Below are 16,267 nucleotides of genomic sequence, written 5' to 3'. Positions count from 1 at the left end.
TTTTCTTGCCATCAGGCACGCTGGTCCAGTGTTACCACTGCGGTACGCACACTAAGAAATTTGCCTCAATACAGTAGAGGCATGACATGGAATCCAGACCAGTACAGGATGTTTCAGGAGGTCCGCAGTGCTCCGGCACATCACCTTCAGGCGATGATTCCCGATCTGGACTACCGGCAGATTGTGGATCTGGGTTGTGGCACAGGCGAGCAGACGCTCACTCTGGCTCGCCGGTTTCCGCAGGCCCGCGTTCTGGGTCTGGACAGCAGCCCTGAGATGCTGTCCCGCGCTCCGGTCCAACAGGCACCGAATCTGTCCTTTGCCCAGGGCGATATCCGGGACCTGGGAGGGCACTACGACCTGATCTATTCCAACGCTGCCCTGCAATGGCTGCCCGACCATGAAGCATTGCTGCCGGCACTGTGGACCCTTCTGCAACCGGGCGGTGTGCTGGCGGTTCAGATTCCTGCGAATCACGAACATCCCAGTCACCGGCTCCTGAGCGAAACAGCCCAGGACTTTGAGGCTGAACTCGGCGGATACAGCCGCTTCGGCACAGCTTACGGGGCGTCTCCCGTGCTTTCTCCGGCCCGGTATGCCGAGGTGCTTGATGCCCTGGGCGCTACCCGGATCGAGGCCCTCAGCCGGGTGTACCCAGTGGTGCTGGACGGCGCCGATGGTCTGATTCAGTGGACCCGGGGCACAGCTCTGGTTCCATACCTCAGCCGGTTGGACAGCCAGGAAGCCGAGCGCTTTGTTGCGGCCTACCGGGCCCGCCTGCAGCAGACCTTTCCAGGTGAGCGGCTGTACTACGCCTTTACACGGGTATTGTTTACAGCCCGCAAGCCGGAGGTCACCGGCGGGTGACCAGGCTGAGCTTCAGCGGCCCAGGACATCCCCTGGACTGAGTCCCTCCTGGAACATCTGAGGCGTCAGCAGCATCAGCATCCGGTGGGACTTTCCCGCCTTGTCTGCAACGGTGCCCTCAGAAACATACAGGCCCTTGAACATGCCGTCTCCGAGCCGGTACAGGTTCATTTTTTCAGAAGGCTTCTTGGGGCTGACCATGGTCTTGACGAACGTCAGCCTGGATGCACCCACAAATTCACCAGCGCGCCCGCGAGGACCGACCAGCATGACCGCCCAGTGGGCCTGGCTCAGGCCCGGCATGTACAGCACGAAGACTCCATCGGCCGGGACGGATGGCGGATTGACCCACATCCGCATCACGATGTCACCCATGATGCGGGAATCCACGACAGGCGCGGTGGTCGCTTGCCCCAGCACGAAGGACCACATGGTCCTGGAATAATCCGCTGCGGCACTCGCACTCCCGCTCAACATCAGAAGGCCAGCATGTGAGTACGCATCCTTCCAGTGTCCCAGAGGTTAGCCTTCCAAGAAGCCGCAGATGCGCCTGCCTAGCCTCCGCGCTTTTTGGTGAAGCGGGTTGGTAGATGAGTCCAGGGGTCGTCCGGCCAGGGATGCTTGGGATAACGGCCGCGCAGGTCCTTGCGCACCTCGAAGTAGCTGCTGTTCCAGAAACTACGAAGGTCCTGCGTGACCTGAACCGGACGTCCGGCTGGAGACAGCAGATGAAGCAGCACCGGCGTGCGGCCTCCATTAACGGTAGGAGTCTGCTCCAGGCCAAACAGCTCCTGCAGCTTGACCGCCAGAACCGGCGCCTCTCCACCGAGGCGGTACTCCAGGCGGACCCGGCTACCACTGGGCACACTCAGATGCGTGGGCGCCAGCTCGTCAAGCTGCTGCGGCTGCGGCCAATCCAGCAACGCCTGAAAGGCAGGCAGGAGACTCAGCCGCGCCAGATCCTCGCGTGAGCGTGCGCCTCCCAGGTGAGGCCCGAGCCAGGCTTCCAGGGTGTCGAGCAGGGCCTGGTCCGACACGTCCGGCCAGTTGTCATCGGGACGCCAGTGGTGAAGCGACTGCACACGGGCCCGCCACTGTGCCGCTTCAGGCGAAAAGGTCAGAAGATGCAGTCCCTCGGTACGAATGGCGCCCGCCAGGGTCTGCACACGCTGAGCGGCCGGAACCTGCTTGAGAGGCCGGGTCTCCAGCACGATCGCCCCCACCCGGAACTCCTGCTGCGCCAAGAGCGTTCCCGTGCGCGTGTCCCAGCGCACGGCGTCCTCCCAGATGGCCTGCACCCTCAGCGCCTGTGCGTCGAGAGGCGCAGCAAGAAACACCCGTCCCTCAGCCTGCGCGGCGTCCAGATGCGCCACCGCCAGAGCCGGTGATCCCGCCAGCGCGTCACCTTCCGGCAGGGCAGCGCCCTGTCCTCCTGCCAGCAGAAAGCGTCCCCGGCTCAGCCCAGCCGCAGGCGGGCGGGCCACCGCAACACGCTCCGGATAGGCCCGGGCAACCAGCGCGCCTACTGCAAAGGGGTCCGGAGCCTCATTCGAGACGTCCGTTCCCAGCAGCCGGCGCCACTGCCTGGAAAGTCGCTCGATACGTTCCAGCACGCCCGGGTCTCCTCCACCTGCCCGGCCTTCACGCCACTGCCGCAGGGCCGTCACGCGGTCGGCCAGGTCGGTGCCACTCCCCGGCGGCAGAGGATCGCGCTCTTCAAGCAGTGCAGCCACATCGGCCGCCAGTGGGCCCTGACCCTCGGCCGCGCCTCCAGTCAGCAGATGCGCGATGCGGGGGTGGGTGGGAAAGTCGAGCAGCCGTGCGCCCTCAGCCGTGGCCCGGCCCTGCTCATCCAGGGCGTCCAGGCCCCGCAGCAAGGCGCGGGCCGTTTCGATGCGCGTCGCTGGGGGCGCGTCCAGCCACGCCAGGGCTCCAGGGTCAGGCGCACCCCACTGAGCGAGTTCCAGGGTCAGCGGAGCAAGGTCGGCCTCCATGATTTCGGGGGGGCGGGAGGCACCCAGCAGCGGCTGCGTCCGTTCACTCCACAGCCGGTACGCCACGCCGGGAGCTGTGCGGCCCGCCCGTCCGGCACGCTGGGCAGCGGCGTCACGGGTGACCCGGCCCGTCACCATACGGGTCAGTCCGGTGGCCGGGTCGAAGTGCTGGGTGCGGCTGAGGCCGCCGTCCACGACCACCCGGACGCCTTCGATGGTCAGGGACGTCTCCGCGATGCTGGTGGCGAGCACAACTTTGCGCTGCCCGGCCGGATCAGGCAGCAGGGCCCGGCGCTGTTCTTTCAGGGGCAGGTCACCGTAAAGCGGCAGAACCTGCGCGTCTACTCCGGCCAGCCTGCCCTGCGCCGCATGGATTTCGCGCACCCCGGGCAGAAAAGCCAGGACATCGCCCTGGTCCCGCTCCAGGGCGTCGCGGACGGCGCGGGCCACCTGATCCTCAACCCGCCCGACCGGATCCGCCGGAAGGTAGCGCACCTCCACCGGATAGGCCCGGCCCTGGCTTTCCAGGAGCGGTGCCTCCAGGCGGGCTGGAAGGTCAGGGTCCAGTGTGGCCGACATGACCAGCACCCGCAGATCGTCGCGCAAGGCCCCCTGAACCTCCCGCAGCAACGCCAGCGCCAGGTCGGCGTTGAGGGAACGCTCGTGAAACTCGTCGAGAATGACAAGACCCACGCCGGACAATTCCGGATCACGCTGCAGGCGCCGGGTCAGGATGCCCTCGGTGACGACTTCAATGCGGGTCCTGGCCGAGGTCCGTGACTCGAAGCGCACCCGGTACCCGACGGTACCCCCGGGTTCCTGGCCCAGACCTTCGGCCAGCCGGGCAGCCACAGCCCGTGCGGCCACACGCCGGGGCTGGAGGATAATGATCTGCTGCCCAGCGAGCCAGGGCTCATCCAGCAGCGTAAGGGGCAGGGCTGTACTTTTGCCGGCTCCAGGGGGCGCCTGCAGCACCACCAGTGCTTGCGTCGCCAGCGCTTCCTTCAGCGCCGGAACGATCTCATGGATGGGCAGGGTGGCCGCAGTACTCACGCGCCCGATGGTAGTACGGATCGCATCCGTGCAAAGCAACAGAAAACCGCCCACACCAGATGCACGCGGCCATCTCAGGACGGGCTTTCCCTGGAAGCGTTCACGGTCAGGACTGGCGGGCGGCATGATCTTCAAAAACGTCGGACACCAGGGCCGAGGTTTCTATCTCACGGTTATTGTGCCGATTTCGTTTTCGAGCATGTGCAGCAAGTCCCCTCCTCAGTCCAGGAGCAGCACATCGCGCAGATCATGCAGAACTGCGTCCGGGATTTCTCCATCCAGCGCGTGGCCGGTGGGGAGCCAGGCGGCGCGCAGCCCGATCTGCTGCGGCCCCCAGATGTCATTGCGCGGCGAGTCACTCACACACCAGGTGCTGTCGACTTCTGCTCCCAGCCCTTCCAGTGCACAGACCTGCAGGCAACGGGACTGCGCTTCCTTCCACCCGTTGGTCACGATACCCACCCGGACGCCACGCTGGAGAACCTCGTGCGTGTATGGCATCACCCGGGCATGGTTCAGGTGTAACCAGTAGGTATCGAGCAGCGTGTCTACCCCATGCGGCAGTTCCAGTTCCTGCACCAGACGGGTGATGACCTCGCGTTTGCTGCGGTAGCCATAGTCGTCGAGTTCCAGGAAGCGGGCGGCGTAGGTTTCCGGCAGGGCAAACTCCTGCCTGTGAACCTCCAGCCAGTCCCGGATGGTGGCGTTGCGGTCGTGCAGCGTTCCGTCCAGGTCAAAGAGAACCGCCTTCAAGCTTCGCCGACCCCAGCCTGCTCGTCGAGGCTCTTGTGGAAGGCCGCGCCACGGGCCCGGACGTTCTCGTGGATCAGGGTGGTGTTGAGACTGATGGCCGCAATCATGCCGCTGCTGGCCGCGCTCATGACGTACTGGGGGGCACCGGTCATGTCTCCCGCCGCCCAGATTCCCCGAACGCTGGTCATGCCGTGCTCGTTGACAACCACACGGCTTTTCTCGTTAAGCTCACAGCCCAGCTGAGCCGGCAGGGTGCTGTTCTGGGTCTGGGTAGGATTCAGGAAGATGGCGTCAAGGGGGAGCTTTTCTCCATCCCGGAAGTGCACGGTAACGTTCTGCTTCCCTGTCAGCCTTCGTACTGGCGTGGGAATAACCGGGATTCCCACGCGTTCCAGGTCCAGACGCTGCTCGGCCGTGAGCTCATCCGGGCCGTCGGTCAGCAGGGTGATCCGGTCAGACCAGGCCCGGACACTCAGGGCCAGGTGATGGCCTTCCTGGTGGCTGCCCAGCACGGCGAGATGGGCTTCCCGGTTGGGCCAGCCGTCGCAGTAGGGGCAGTGGTGAACCGTGTCGCCCCAGCGTTCGCGCAGGCCGGGAATGCGCGGCAGCACGTCGCGTACTCCAGTGGCGAACAGCAGCCTTGAAGCCGTCACCCACTTGTGGTCGTGGCGCACCGAAAAGCCGTTCTCCAGGATGCGGGCCTCTCGCGCCGGGGTGGACAGGACGGTCACGTCATACGGGGCAAGGTCTGCCAGCCCGGCTTCCTTCAGGTCCCCAGGCGGCGTGCAGTCGCGCGTAAAAACGCCGTGGGCATTCTGGGCGCGGGAATTCCGCGCCGGACCGCCATCGAGCAGCAGGACGCGCCGGCGCGCCCCACCCAGAACCACCGCAGCGTTCAGACCGGCGGGACCAGCACCGATCACCACCGCGTCGTAGTCGAATCCAGAGTCGGTGAAGCTCATGCGCGGGGCCCAGGCCTCACAGTCACGTCCGTCAGCGAGGCGTCGCGTGGGGCATTCAGGACAAAGGCGATGGTGGCGGCCACCGTTTCCGGCTGGATAAACACCTCCGGCTGGTAGTCGGCTCCTTCCTGGGTGCGGACCCTGCGCTGCATTTCGGTGGCAGTGCGCCCCGGATACACGCTGGTGACCCGGACGCCGTGTGGGGCTTCCTCATCGCGCAGGGCGTCGGCCAGCGCACGCAACGCATGTTTGCTGGCCGCGTAACTGGCCCAGCCGGCATTGGCCCGCAGTCCAGCCCCGCTGTTGACGAACACCACCGTTCCCTGAGCAGCCCGCAGCCCTGGCAGCAGTAGCCGGGTCAGCTCTGCTGGCGCGACCGTGTTGACGGTCAGGGTGTGGGTCCATACGTCATAGGCCTGTGTGCCGACTGGACCCAGGTCCACCACACCAGCGTTATGCACCACATTGGTCACGCGTCCCAGCCCAGCGACAGCCGCCTCAAAGGTATCGGGCCGGGTCAGGTCAAGCAGAAGAGGCGTAGCACCCAGTTCGCCGCACAATGTGTCCAACGGTCCGCTGGTGCGGCCACTGAGAATCAGGTCATGGTCGGAGGCCAGCAGCCGGGCCAGAGCACGGCCAATGCCGCCCGCCGCGCCGGTGATCAGAGTTACAGGACGCAGGGCTCCAGAATGCGCGGAAGTCATGCGCCGAGGCTAACGCCTTAAAGAGGTCTGAAAGAACCTCTTCGGGAACAAGACGGCCTGCATGATTTCTTTATCCGTCCAGACTGTTCCGGACCGGGCGACCTCCAGGTTGTCCTCCTGGTCGTTGGTCCGCACCAGGACAGCAATCACTTCGCCCCACACCAGAAGATACGCATCGACAATTTGGCCGGCTCGGCTCGGCGTACCGGGCAACTCACCATAGTTGACGGCATAGATCAGATCTGACCAGCGTGGATGCCGGCGCCCCAGGGGACGGTCTACCTTCACCTGGACACGCTGTCCAAACCAATGATATAAGTCTGGCTTCTGGGGCCCGGCACAGGGTCAGCGCCGGGCCTGCCCCGTATAAAACGCTGTGACTCCACCTGCAATGGCCTGCGCGAAACGTTCCCGTGCTTCGGGGTTGTGCAGGGCGCGCAGGTTGCCCGCATCCGTCAGGTAGGCGAGTTCCACCAGCACACTGATCTGGGCGCTGGGCCGGGTCAGCGCCAGATTGGCCCCAGGCTTGAGACCGGCTCCGGGGCCAATCTCCGGCAGGCCCGCGCGCAGGGCAGCCAGAAGCGACGCTGCCAGCGGCTGGGCCTGAGGATGGGTGAAGTACACCTCCGGACCACGCACACCGCGCGGGTCGCGCCCATCCGGCAGGGCGTTGGCGTGGACCGACACCAGCAGGTCACTGCCCGTGGCTTCCGCAGTGAGCCCACGGTCGTACAGGCTCACGGTGACGTCAGCTGTGCGGGTGAGGTGAACTGTGGCGCCCTGCGCACGCAGCAGCTCAGCGGCACGCAGGGTAATGGGCAGCACCAACCCCTTTTCCGGCGTGCGCAGGCTACCAGCCCCTCCTCCCTGGGTGCCCCCATGTCCGGGATCCAGCGTGATGGTCCGGCCTTCAAGCGGCCGCGCTGGGTTGAGGGCCGGAGGACGCCGAACTGTTAATTGCAGGTCATTGCCGTCGTATCCAGCGTGAAAGCCCCAAAGCTGCGGAGTTGTCAGATTCACCACCACGCGCGTCACCTCCAGTGCGAGCGGGCGCACTTCCACACTTCCCAACAATGGATCCGTCTCCTGAGGGGCAGTGAGCGGCGTGGCCAGTGGCCCGTAGAGCGTCAGTACCAGCCGCTGAGGGCTGTCCTGGGTCACCGTAAACGGCAGCCGGGCGCCGCCCAGTGGAAGACGCAGCGTGAGGTCCGGCCTGGGTGCACGAGTCATCACGGGCGCAGTCATCACAGCAGGGACCGGTACGGCCGGACTGATCTGTAAAGGTGGAGGCGAGAACAGTGCTGGAACCGACGCCCCCTCCCCAACCGGTGAGCGCAGGGCCTCCAGCTGTATGGCCCCACCCGCGCCCACGGCCAGGGGTCCCGGAGAGACCTGAACCTGGGTCTGGGTGACCAGAGCCGGCACGCCAGGCGCCAGCCGCACCCGGTAGTCTCGCCCCTGACGGCCCACAAGCGTAAACGCCATATCGTCGCGGGGGTACAGCAACGGGGCACCTGCCAGGTCTGTCAGCAGCGTCGTGGCTTCGTTCAGGGCCAGTCCATGCACGCTTCCGGGGTTCTGAACACCCAGGCGGGTCTCCCCTGTAGCACCACTGATGCGCCCGGCAGCAGTTGCCGTCACCGTCCGGCCGTCACGGCCCGTCAGGCTGACCGTGACCGGCGCGTCCTTTAGCAGGGCCTGGACCGGCAAAACAAACGTTCCGGAGTACGCTCCAGCTGTGCCCTCGCGCATGGGAACCGCAGCGCCTCCGTTGATCCTGAAGGTGGCCCGCCCACCCGGAGAACCGACGAACCCGACCTTCACGGTCCGCTCGGCTGGCGAGTCCCCTGCAAGGTCCCAGAACTCCACAGCTTCACGTGGAGTCAGCGTTTCCCGATCAATCGCGGTGGGAGACGCCGGCAGGACTCGCGGCACCGTACGAACGACACGCAGGGTCCGGGTGGCAGTTTTGCTGCCGCTCCGGCTGACAAGGCGCAGGTCGTTGGTTCCGGGCCTAAGCGGCCACCAGGCCATGAACAGTCCGTCCGGGCCTACAGGAACAGCCTGCCCGCTCACGGTCAGGGTGGCTCCCGGAGTCACACTTCCCTGCAGAATCACATGACTGTGGGCCACCCGGTGACCGGACTCGGGGTAGGAGACAAAAATGTCGCTGGCGCTCTGCGCGCGGGCCGGTGACGCGGGCAAGGTGCCCAGCGCACCCAGCAGGCTCAGCAGGGCCAGGTGATGATGATGGCGCATATCCGGGTTTAGCACGCCACAATGAGGGCCACACCCCCACGCCTGAGGTAGCCCGCTATGCTGGAGCCACCAACATGGACCATACGCTGGTGACGGCCTACACCAACGCTCTGCCTCTCTACGAGCAGCAGCGGGAGGCGGTGGTTGCCCTGCTGGGAAACGTTCTGAGCCAGGCAGGGCTGAAAATTCACCACCTTACCGCCCGCGTTAAACGGCCAGCCAGTCTGGCGGACAAGCTGCGGCGCAAACCCGGCCGCTACCGGACCCTGGAGGACCTGACCGACCTGGTGGGCGTGCGCGTCATTACCTATTTCGAATCCGACGTGGCACTGATCTCACGGCTGCTCGAAGACCATTTCGAGGTGGACTGGGCTAATTCCGTGGATAAGGGCAAAGTGCATGACCCGGACCGCTTCGGATATATGGGCGTGCATTACGTGCTGCGCGTCCCACCGGGCCAGGGTACGGTTCTTCCGGGGCTGCGGTTCGAGGTGCAGATCCGCAGCATCCTGCAGCATGCCTGGGCCGAGATCGAGCATGACCTGGGCTACAAGAACCGGGAGGCGGTACCGCGCGAGGTCCGCAGGCGCTTCAACCGTCTGTCGGGGCTCCTGGAGATGGCCGACGAGGAATTTATGGCGCTGCACCGGCTATCGCGCGACTACGCTGCCAATCTTCCCCAGCGGGTGCAGGATGCTCCCGACAGTGTGTATATCGATGCCCAGAGCATGACGCATCTGCTGGGCATCTCACCGGTACGCGACCTGGACTCCGCCGTATCGGGCGCGCTGGAGGTGCGGCTCCTTATCGGCTGGCCCGATCCGGACCGACCGCAACGGCTGGCCCAGCTGCTGCACTACGTAGGAGTGCATTCGGTGGGGCTGTTGCAGAAGGAACTGCGGCGCCACGAGGGCGACATCGTACGCTTTGCAGCGATGCTGCTGCCCCGGCTCAGAGAGTCCTGGCTGCCCGCGGGAGGCGCCCGGCCAGGAGTCAGCGTCGTGCATTACGCGCTGCTCCAGGTGTGCGCCGACCCTGCGCTCAATGCTTCTGACGTCGCCAGCCTGATCGATATAGGGGCTCCAGGGAACATAGAGCGGTTTGTTCTGGCCGTCGGTGAGGCCTATGCCGAGTTGCGCCAGACCGTCTCCTGATTTCAGCCTACGGGACCCCTCATGTCGCCTGAACCGTGATCCCTGCATGTGCTCCAGGGCAGCTGGCCCAAAGTCAGAGTCGCCGGAGGTCCAGTCCAGGCCGGCAGTTCAGCACCTGAGGGGCCCGGGACTGTTTCAAACACAGCGTCCAGGATTCGTAGTACATACCGGTCACTCCAGATATCTCGCTACACGTCCGGGGACTTCAGCCTGCGCTGTCTCAGTTCCTGAAAACTATCCCGGAGCACTCGTGCCGCGTCCTGAGCCCGCACTCCTCCGGTCACTGCCGGCACATGTCCCCAGTGGCTGGAAAGGAGATCTGAAACGCCGCCCAGCGCTCCCGCCTTGGGATTGCTCGCGCCGTACACGATTCGTTCCACCCGCGCTTCAAGCGCCGCGCCCAGGCACATCGGGCACGGCTCCAGGGTGACGACCAGGGTGCATCCGGTGAGATACGCAGTACCGAGTTCCGCGGTGGCTGCGCGCAGTGCCGCCAGTTCAGCGTGACGCGTCATATCGCTGTCGGCACGGCTGGTGTTGCGCCCACTTCCTATGATGCGGCCCCCTGGACCGAGGACCACGGCCCCGACAGGAACTTCCTGGGCCAGGGCTGCTTCCCGGGCCAATCCCAGGGCCTCCCCCATTGCGGTGTCGAGCAGGTCTGCAGGCTGGCCTACCACTGCACGCGCGCCCTTGGCCCAGATATTCGGCTCTACACCGATCCACTTCACGCCCTGCGCAGACACCAGCAGCGGCACGTCGTCCCGCTGATCCCGGGGGATCTTCAGATCCGTCAGAACATCGCTGACCTTACGGGTTCCGCCTGGCAAAGTAATGCGGTCTCCTGGTTGCCGGGTCCGGAGAGTCCAGTCTTCTGGCCAGGAAAAGGACGGCAGGGGCCACGCACGCGCTGCGAGGTGCAGGGCTCCGCCCGTTACCGTGACGCCCCGGCCACCCAGCAGCGTGACATGTCTCGTCTCTCCGGTGCGCTGCGCCTCAGCCAGCTGATCAACCTGACCCACATGAAACTGTAAGCCTGCAGATTTCAGTTCCTGCGTTACCCGCCGCCGCAGCACCGCCAGCGGAACACGGTCGCGCGGGGCATGTGGCGTCAAGGCTGCGGCAAGATCCCTGAGCGCCTCGTCATCCTGCTGAGCCAGCTTTGCCACCCGGCCCAGCGCTGCCTCCACTCCTGGAAACCGTGCAGCCAGCACAGGCATGACCTCAGTACGCAGCCACGCCCTGGTGTAGGTCACGTCGGCATTGGTGGGGTCTTCGCGCCACTCCTGCCCAAGAGCTTTCAGATAGGCCTCGATCTCACTTCGGGGGACATCCAGCCAGGGACGACGTACCCGGCCCCGCACCGCCGGGATTCCGGTCAGCACAGCTTCCCCGCGCAACAGACCCATCAGCACCGTTTCGGCCTGATCGCGGCGGGTGTGCGCCGTCATGACGGTGTGGGCTCCATGCTGACGGGCCGCTCGGCTCAGCACTTCATAACGCACCCGGCGGGCAGCATCTTCTACGTTCCAGCCACGGCGCGCGGCCACGGCAGCCACATCAACCCGCGTGCTCGTGTGGGCTGCCCCCAGCTGTTCAGCGAGATCGTGCACCCACTGGGCGTCCTCCGCCGAGTTCGGCCGCAGGGCGTGGTCAAGGTGAGCCACCACAGGGCGGGCTTCAGCCTGCACCAGTGCCCGCAGCAGCGCCACGGAATCTGCGCCGCCCGACACACCAACCACCACGACCCGGCCCGCATAGGGATGCAGAGGGGCAAGAAGTGTGGACACCGGCGCATTCTAGCTGCGCCCGTAGAATGCGGGTCATGAGTCTTCAGGTCGGCCGTCAGGCTCCGCCCTTCGATGTTCGCAGTGACGATGGCCGCCGTGTCAGCCTGTCAGCCATGCGTGGCCAGTGGGTCGTACTGTACTTCTATCCAAAAGCCAATACACCGGCATGCAGCATCGAGGCACAGCGCTTTGAGGCAGTGCTTCCAGAGTTTGAACGACTGGGCGCGACGGTTATTGGGGTCAGCACCGATACCGAGGCGCGGCAGGCCAGCTTCCGGGACCAGTGCAGGCTGTCGTTCCCCCTTATTCCTGATGGCAGGAAACGGCTTGCCCGTGACTACGGCGTGGTCACCGGCTTAAGGGGACTGCTGGGCATTGCCTCCCGCGAGACATTCCTGATTGGCCCGGAAGGTGAGCTGGCCTGCCACTGGCGCACTGTCAATCCGGCTACACACGCCGGCGAGGTGCTCAGCGAGCTGGAGCGACGCACCGGGGCGTATTGAGCAGAACTTTAAAAAGAAAGCGGCCGGGCAAGTTGCCCGGCGCTCTTTGAAGAATCAATCTGTGCAGCTCAGGGCGTGCAGACGTTGACCGCGCTGGCGCTGTTTCGAGGTGCAGGCGTACCTACCGTGAAATCAGCGGCGTTTTGGTTGGTGTCGGTGCATCCGGCTCCTTTGCGCAGGGCGCTGGTCGTGTTAGCCGTAGCAGCCACCGGGGCGGCGCCCTCAAACTCGGTGACGCTGCCGTACCCCACAAAGTCCAGCACATCGGTGTCAGCAACTCCTGTCGCGGGCTCAGCGTTCGCAACCAATGCAACCCTTCCCGCTTGGGCACCCAGGGCCAGGGTGCCGGTGGCGTCAGGCGCCGGAAGAGCCTGTGTCCCGCCAGTAGTGGCCGTGCCCGCCGCCAGTTGCACGAGGAAGTAGGCCCCTGGCTGCATTGTGGCAGTGGGCAGCGCAAAGGTATTCGCTGCACTGAAGGTATTGGTGCCGCCAGCGTACTGCACGCTCAGGCCAGCCGTGCTGATAGCTGCAGTCCCTGCGTTAAACAGTTCAACAAAGTCATTCTTGTATGTTGTTCCGGCGTTGCCGCCCCCGCCATATACCTGACTGATGACCAAACGGCCCTTCCCGACTACCGGCGCTGCCTGCACGGTCACCGTCTTGGTGGTGGTACTGGTCAGTGCGCCACGCTTCGCGGTCACAGTGATCGTGAAGGTGCCAGCTGCAGCGTAGGTATGCGTTGCTGTGCCGCCGCCCACCGCCAGGGTCTCGGTGCTGCCGTCGCCCCAGTTCACGCTCACGCTGTCAGGGGTGCCTCCGGCCGTGTAGGTCAGGCTGTAGGCGGTTCCCGCCGTGACAGTGTCATTGCCAGTGGCGCTCACCGTTACTGGAATCACAGGATCCCCGTCGGCCTTCAGGGTCAGGCCCACCAGCACGGGATCGTGGTCGCTGCTGCGGTAAGGCGTGGGGGCGTACAGGTCCGGGCTGGTGCAGTTGGTCGCGGTGCACTCAGGGTGCTTCTTGAACTCGATGTTGTAGTCCAGGACCACAGGCTCATCGCTGTTGATGTGCCACTCGGTGATACCGGTGACCTGAGCACTCAGCGTTGAGCTCGACAGCGCATGGTCGAGGTAACCAAACTCGCCGTTGAACTGGTAGCTGTAGCGGTCCTCAGCGGGAATGCGCTTATTCAGGCTTTCGAAACCAGCTGCCTCGATGGTCTTGATCGGGTCTTCTTCGCCGTAGGCATTGAGGTCACCCATCAGGAGCACATCGGGATCAACTGCTTTGAGCCTGCCAGCAAACTCCAGCAGGGCCTTGGCCTGATCCACGCGCAGCAGATTCCAGCAGCCCTGGCCCATGTCCACGTCGCCACTGGCGGGGCAGCTTCCCTTGCTCTTGAAGTGGTTGGCCACCACCGTAAAGATGCCCTTGCCGCCGAGGTCACGGAATGTCTGGGCAACGGGTGGGCGGCTGTGCACCGCGTTCGTATCGATCTGAGGACCACCGACGGTCTCGACCCGGTCAGGCCGGTAGATGATCGCCATGCGGATAGCGTCCGTACCGACTTTCCCGGTTTTTACGCTGGCAAACTCGGTCTTCCCGGCCGCCGCGTTGAGCGCCGTCACGAGGTCGTCCAGTGCAACTTCGCCATTGTTTTCGACTTCCATCAGAGTGATGACGTCGGCGTTCAGCGCACGCAGCTCGGCCACGATTTTAGCCTTCTGGCGCGTAAATTCAGTGGAGTTGCTTGCGCCACGGCCGGCACTGCCCAGCGTGGTGAAGTAGTTCAGCACGTTGGCCCCCGCCACCTTCAGGGTGCCGCCCACGTCCTTGGGCGCTGCGGTGCGCGGGTTGCTGGCCGTGAATACGGGGGTCTTGGTGGGCTGCAGCTTGTACGCGTTGTTGGCGTAGTGGATGACACCTTCAAGGTTGGTCACGGTGTCGCCTGCGCGCCGGGTTGCGGTCTGGGGGTCGGTGCCGGTCAGGTACGGAATGGTCGCGGGGTTCTGCTTGCTGCTCAGGTCATCCAGACGCAGGGTACGCAGCTTGTTGCTCTGCGCTGTGCCCCCCTGACCGTTGGTGGGGTTGAACAGGCGGCCTCCGCTGGACAGCCCAAGTTCGCCGAAGCGTCCCAGGGTAAACGTGTCCGTGACGGTCATGGGCGTGGCCACCCGCACCAGCATGCCCTCGACCGCTTCAAGGGCGGTAGGGGTGGTCAGTGGGAAGGTAACGGTGGTTGCCAGGGGCAGCATGGTCTTGCCGCAGGCAGTCACGGCCGTCACCGGGTCGAGTTCGGTCAGGCCGTTGAATTCCTTGACAGTACCGGTCACCTGTACCACGTCGCCCAACTTGACGTCTTTGGGGGTGGTTCCTGTAAACACAAATAGTGCGTCACTGGTCTTGTCATCGGCGTCGGGCTTGACATCCTGCAGATAAAACCCGCTCAGGCCAGGCTGGGCGTCCAACGTTACCACTCCGCGAACGGTGACTGTCTGCCCGACCAGCGGGCTGGCCTCTCCAGCGCCCTGAACCGCAGCAATGCCGGTCACGGTGGCGTCAGCCGGACAGGTGTAGGTAGAGACAGGCGCAGTGGTTGCACACGCAGAAAGCAGGGCTGTGAGACCAAGCATCACAAAGCTGCCCTTCAGGACATTTCTATTCATGAGAACTCCAGTATAAAGATGAATTCTTTGAAGCGACCGACAGCTTAACGAGACTGGCGTCCTCATGTCATGAGGGCATCAGTCTCGTCGGTTGTCAGGCACACGCGTTCAGCACAGAGCTAAAGCGATTACTTCAGTTCACTGAGTGCCTGGCGCATGATCTGCAGGCCCGTTTCAGCGTCCTCCCGGGTCAGGATCAGAGGCGGGCTGATGCGGATGACTGCTTCGCCGCAGTCCAGGTTCAGCAGGCCTTTCTCGAACATGGCCATACTTGCCCGGTCACGGAGCGCGCCATCAGGGCTGCCGTCAGGCTTGACGAACTCCAGACCGATAAACAGGCCCTTGCCGCGAATGTCGCCCAGAAACGGAAACTGCGCCTGCATCTTCTTAAGCTCAGCCATGATGTAGTCGCCCACCTGGGTGGCATTGTCCATCAGGTTGTCTCCACAGCCGGGGTGCTTGACGACGCCTTCAAGCAGGTCCAGGGTGGCGTGAGAGGCCGCAGCGGCCACCGGATTGCCGCCGTAGGTGCTGCCATGTGATCCGACCGGCCAGGTCATGACGCTTTCCTTGGCCAGCAGCGCACTGATGGGCATGCCCGAAGCAATACCCTTGGCGAGCGTGATCATGTCGGGCTGAACATCCCCGTGTTCAAAGAAGTGCTGGAAGGAGAACATTTTGCCGCTGCGGCCCATACCGGCCTGCACCTCATCGAAGATCAGCATGATGCCGTGCTTGTCACACAGGGCGCGCAGCTTGGGCAGGAAATCAGCGGGCGGAATGATGTAGCCGCCCTCACCCTGCATGGGTTCAATAATGATCGCGGCTACCTCGTCAGCTGGAATTACCCCGACAAACAGGCTCTCGATGTGGTCGATGACAGCCTGACCGCAGGTTTCAGGCGTAGAGCCCAGCGGCGGACGGAAGGGATTGGGATACGGCACGTGACTGACGGCCGGCAGGAGGGGGCCAAAGCCGCGCTTGTACTTGGTCTTGCTGCCGGTCAACGTGATGGCGCCATAAGTCCGGCCGTGGAAGCTGCCCATGGTGGAGATGATGTGCGTGCGTCCGGTGTGGTTGCGCGCAAGTTTAATCGCCGCCTCGACTGCTTCAGCGCCGGAGTTTCCGAAAAACACACGCCACTTCTCCCCGGGACGCTCCACATGCTTGACGAGCCGCTCGGCAAGGCTGGTGGTGATCTCCTGGGGGTAGTCGGTCAGGCAGACGTGCGTGAACTTCGTGATCTGCTCCTGCACGCCCTTTACGACGTGCGGGTGCGCATGCCCGGTGGTGCTGACAGCAATTCCCGCGAAGAAATCCAGCATGGTGTTGCCATCCACGTCGGTCAGCCACACGCCCTCACCGTGATCGGGCACGAACGGGTAGGGGCGCATATAGGAGGTGGACAGATGCAGAGCGTCGCGGTCCATGATGGCGCGGGTGTTCGGGCCGGGCAGAGCAGTCTTGAGTTCAGGCCGACGGGGTTTGATGGCAATAGTCATGGAAGCTCCTGAGAAAAGAGGGGGCAAGAAAAGCAGGGCGCAGGTCGGCTGAGCCCTCGG

13 protein-coding genes are annotated in these 16,267 nt (G+C 64.5%); 3 read left to right on the top strand and 10 right to left on the bottom strand.

The features are described 5' to 3' along the window. Window positions 1–81 precede the first annotated feature (81 nt). Window positions 82–867: a methyltransferase domain-containing protein gene (locus DEIDE_RS05260; protein WP_012692914.1), complete on the top strand. Its 786-nt coding sequence runs from the start codon at window positions 82–84 to the stop codon at window positions 865–867. Between the two features lie 12 nt (window positions 868–879). Here DEIDE_RS05260 and DEIDE_RS05255 read toward each other — a convergent pair whose 3' ends face one another. The 7 genes from DEIDE_RS05255 to DEIDE_RS05225 form a co-directional block, all read right to left on the bottom strand. Continuing rightward, a complete protein-coding gene (locus DEIDE_RS05255) occupies window positions 880–1,299 on the bottom strand; it encodes a hypothetical protein (protein ID WP_012692913.1) in 420 nt (139 codons plus the stop codon). Window positions 1,300–1,421: 122 nt separating this feature from the next. Further along, complete coding sequence (hrpB, locus tag DEIDE_RS05250) at window positions 1,422–3,914, bottom strand: ATP-dependent helicase HrpB (RefSeq protein ID WP_041227429.1); 2,493 nt, start codon at window positions 3,912–3,914, stop codon at window positions 1,422–1,424. A 219-nt stretch (window positions 3,915–4,133) separates the two neighbouring features. Further along, on the bottom strand, window positions 4,134–4,667 hold the full coding sequence (locus tag DEIDE_RS05245) for an HAD family hydrolase (RefSeq protein WP_012692911.1): 534 nt from the start codon (window positions 4,665–4,667) through the stop codon (window positions 4,134–4,136). Then, window positions 4,664–5,629: an NAD(P)/FAD-dependent oxidoreductase gene (locus DEIDE_RS05240; protein WP_012692910.1), complete on the bottom strand. Its 966-nt coding sequence runs from the start codon at window positions 5,627–5,629 to the stop codon at window positions 4,664–4,666. The genes DEIDE_RS05245 and DEIDE_RS05240 overlap by 4 nt, the downstream gene beginning before the upstream one ends. Further along, window positions 5,626–6,333: an SDR family oxidoreductase gene (locus DEIDE_RS05235; protein WP_012692909.1), complete on the bottom strand. Its 708-nt coding sequence runs from the start codon at window positions 6,331–6,333 to the stop codon at window positions 5,626–5,628. Before DEIDE_RS05235 ends, DEIDE_RS05240 begins: the two co-directional genes overlap by 4 nt. 9 nt (window positions 6,334–6,342) lie before the next feature. Continuing rightward, window positions 6,343–6,621: a hypothetical protein gene (locus DEIDE_RS05230; RefSeq protein ID WP_041227113.1), complete on the bottom strand. Its 279-nt coding sequence runs from the start codon at window positions 6,619–6,621 to the stop codon at window positions 6,343–6,345. A gap of 57 nt (window positions 6,622–6,678) precedes the next feature. Continuing rightward, window positions 6,679–8,607, bottom strand: a complete 1,929-nt coding sequence (locus tag DEIDE_RS05225; protein WP_242402959.1) for an N-acetylmuramoyl-L-alanine amidase — start codon at window positions 8,605–8,607, stop codon at window positions 6,679–6,681. 59 nt (window positions 8,608–8,666) lie between these two features. Between DEIDE_RS05225 and DEIDE_RS05220 the strand changes: the two genes are divergently transcribed. After that, on the top strand, window positions 8,667–9,746 hold the full coding sequence (locus DEIDE_RS05220) for a GTP pyrophosphokinase (RefSeq protein WP_012692907.1): 1,080 nt from the start codon (window positions 8,667–8,669) through the stop codon (window positions 9,744–9,746). A gap of 188 nt (window positions 9,747–9,934) precedes the next feature. Here the strand turns inward: DEIDE_RS05220 and tilS are convergent, their stop codons facing one another. Further along, window positions 9,935–11,536: a tRNA lysidine(34) synthetase TilS gene (gene tilS, locus DEIDE_RS05215; RefSeq protein WP_012692906.1), complete on the bottom strand. Its 1,602-nt coding sequence runs from the start codon at window positions 11,534–11,536 to the stop codon at window positions 9,935–9,937. Between the two features lie 35 nt (window positions 11,537–11,571). On the opposite strand from tilS, the gene DEIDE_RS05210 reads away from it, so the two are divergent. Then, window positions 11,572–12,039, top strand: coding sequence for a peroxiredoxin (locus tag DEIDE_RS05210; RefSeq protein WP_012692905.1), 468 nt, complete (start codon window positions 11,572–11,574; stop codon window positions 12,037–12,039). A 68-nt stretch (window positions 12,040–12,107) separates the two neighbouring features. Here DEIDE_RS05210 and DEIDE_RS05205 read toward each other — a convergent pair whose 3' ends face one another. Both DEIDE_RS05205 and DEIDE_RS05200 read right to left on the bottom strand, forming a co-directional pair. Next, a complete protein-coding gene (locus tag DEIDE_RS05205; RefSeq protein WP_012692904.1) occupies window positions 12,108–14,705 on the bottom strand; it encodes an ExeM/NucH family extracellular endonuclease in 2,598 nt (865 codons plus the stop codon). 128 nt (window positions 14,706–14,833) lie between these two features. Further along, window positions 14,834–16,207 (bottom strand): acetyl ornithine aminotransferase family protein, encoded by a 1,374-nt coding sequence (locus DEIDE_RS05200; RefSeq protein ID WP_012692903.1) that lies wholly within the window; start codon window positions 16,205–16,207, stop codon window positions 14,834–14,836. Window positions 16,208–16,267 lie beyond the last annotated feature (60 nt).

Origin of the sequence: Deinococcus deserti VCD115, from assembly GCF_000020685.1 — a bacterium.
GTDB classification, from domain to species: Bacteria; Deinococcota; Deinococci; order Deinococcales; family Deinococcaceae; genus Deinococcus; species Deinococcus deserti.
Note: the sequence above shows the minus strand (reverse complement) of the source record. Positions and strands in the feature narration are given on the sequence as shown.

Excerpts from the sequence above, each read along its gene's own strand:
- DEIDE_RS05260 (WP_012692914.1), top strand. The coding sequence starts at position 82 with ATGACATGGAATCCAGACCAGTACAGGATGTTTCAGGAGGTCCGCAGT.
- DEIDE_RS05200 (WP_012692903.1), bottom strand. The coding sequence starts at position 16,207 with ATGACTATTGCCATCAAACCCCGTCGGCCTGAACTCAAGACTGCTCTG.
- DEIDE_RS05220 (WP_012692907.1), top strand. The coding sequence starts at position 8,667 with ATGGACCATACGCTGGTGACGGCCTACACCAACGCTCTGCCTCTCTAC.
- DEIDE_RS05240 (WP_012692910.1), bottom strand. The coding sequence starts at position 5,629 with ATGAGCTTCACCGACTCTGGATTCGACTACGACGCGGTGGTGATCGGT.
- DEIDE_RS05255 (WP_012692913.1), bottom strand. The coding sequence starts at position 1,299 with ATGTGGTCCTTCGTGCTGGGGCAAGCGACCACCGCGCCTGTCGTGGAT.
- DEIDE_RS05205 (WP_012692904.1), bottom strand. The coding sequence starts at position 14,705 with ATGAATAGAAATGTCCTGAAGGGCAGCTTTGTGATGCTTGGTCTCACA.
- DEIDE_RS05210 (WP_012692905.1), top strand. The coding sequence starts at position 11,572 with ATGAGTCTTCAGGTCGGCCGTCAGGCTCCGCCCTTCGATGTTCGCAGT.
- DEIDE_RS05235 (WP_012692909.1), bottom strand. The coding sequence starts at position 6,333 with ATGACTTCCGCGCATTCTGGAGCCCTGCGTCCTGTAACTCTGATCACC.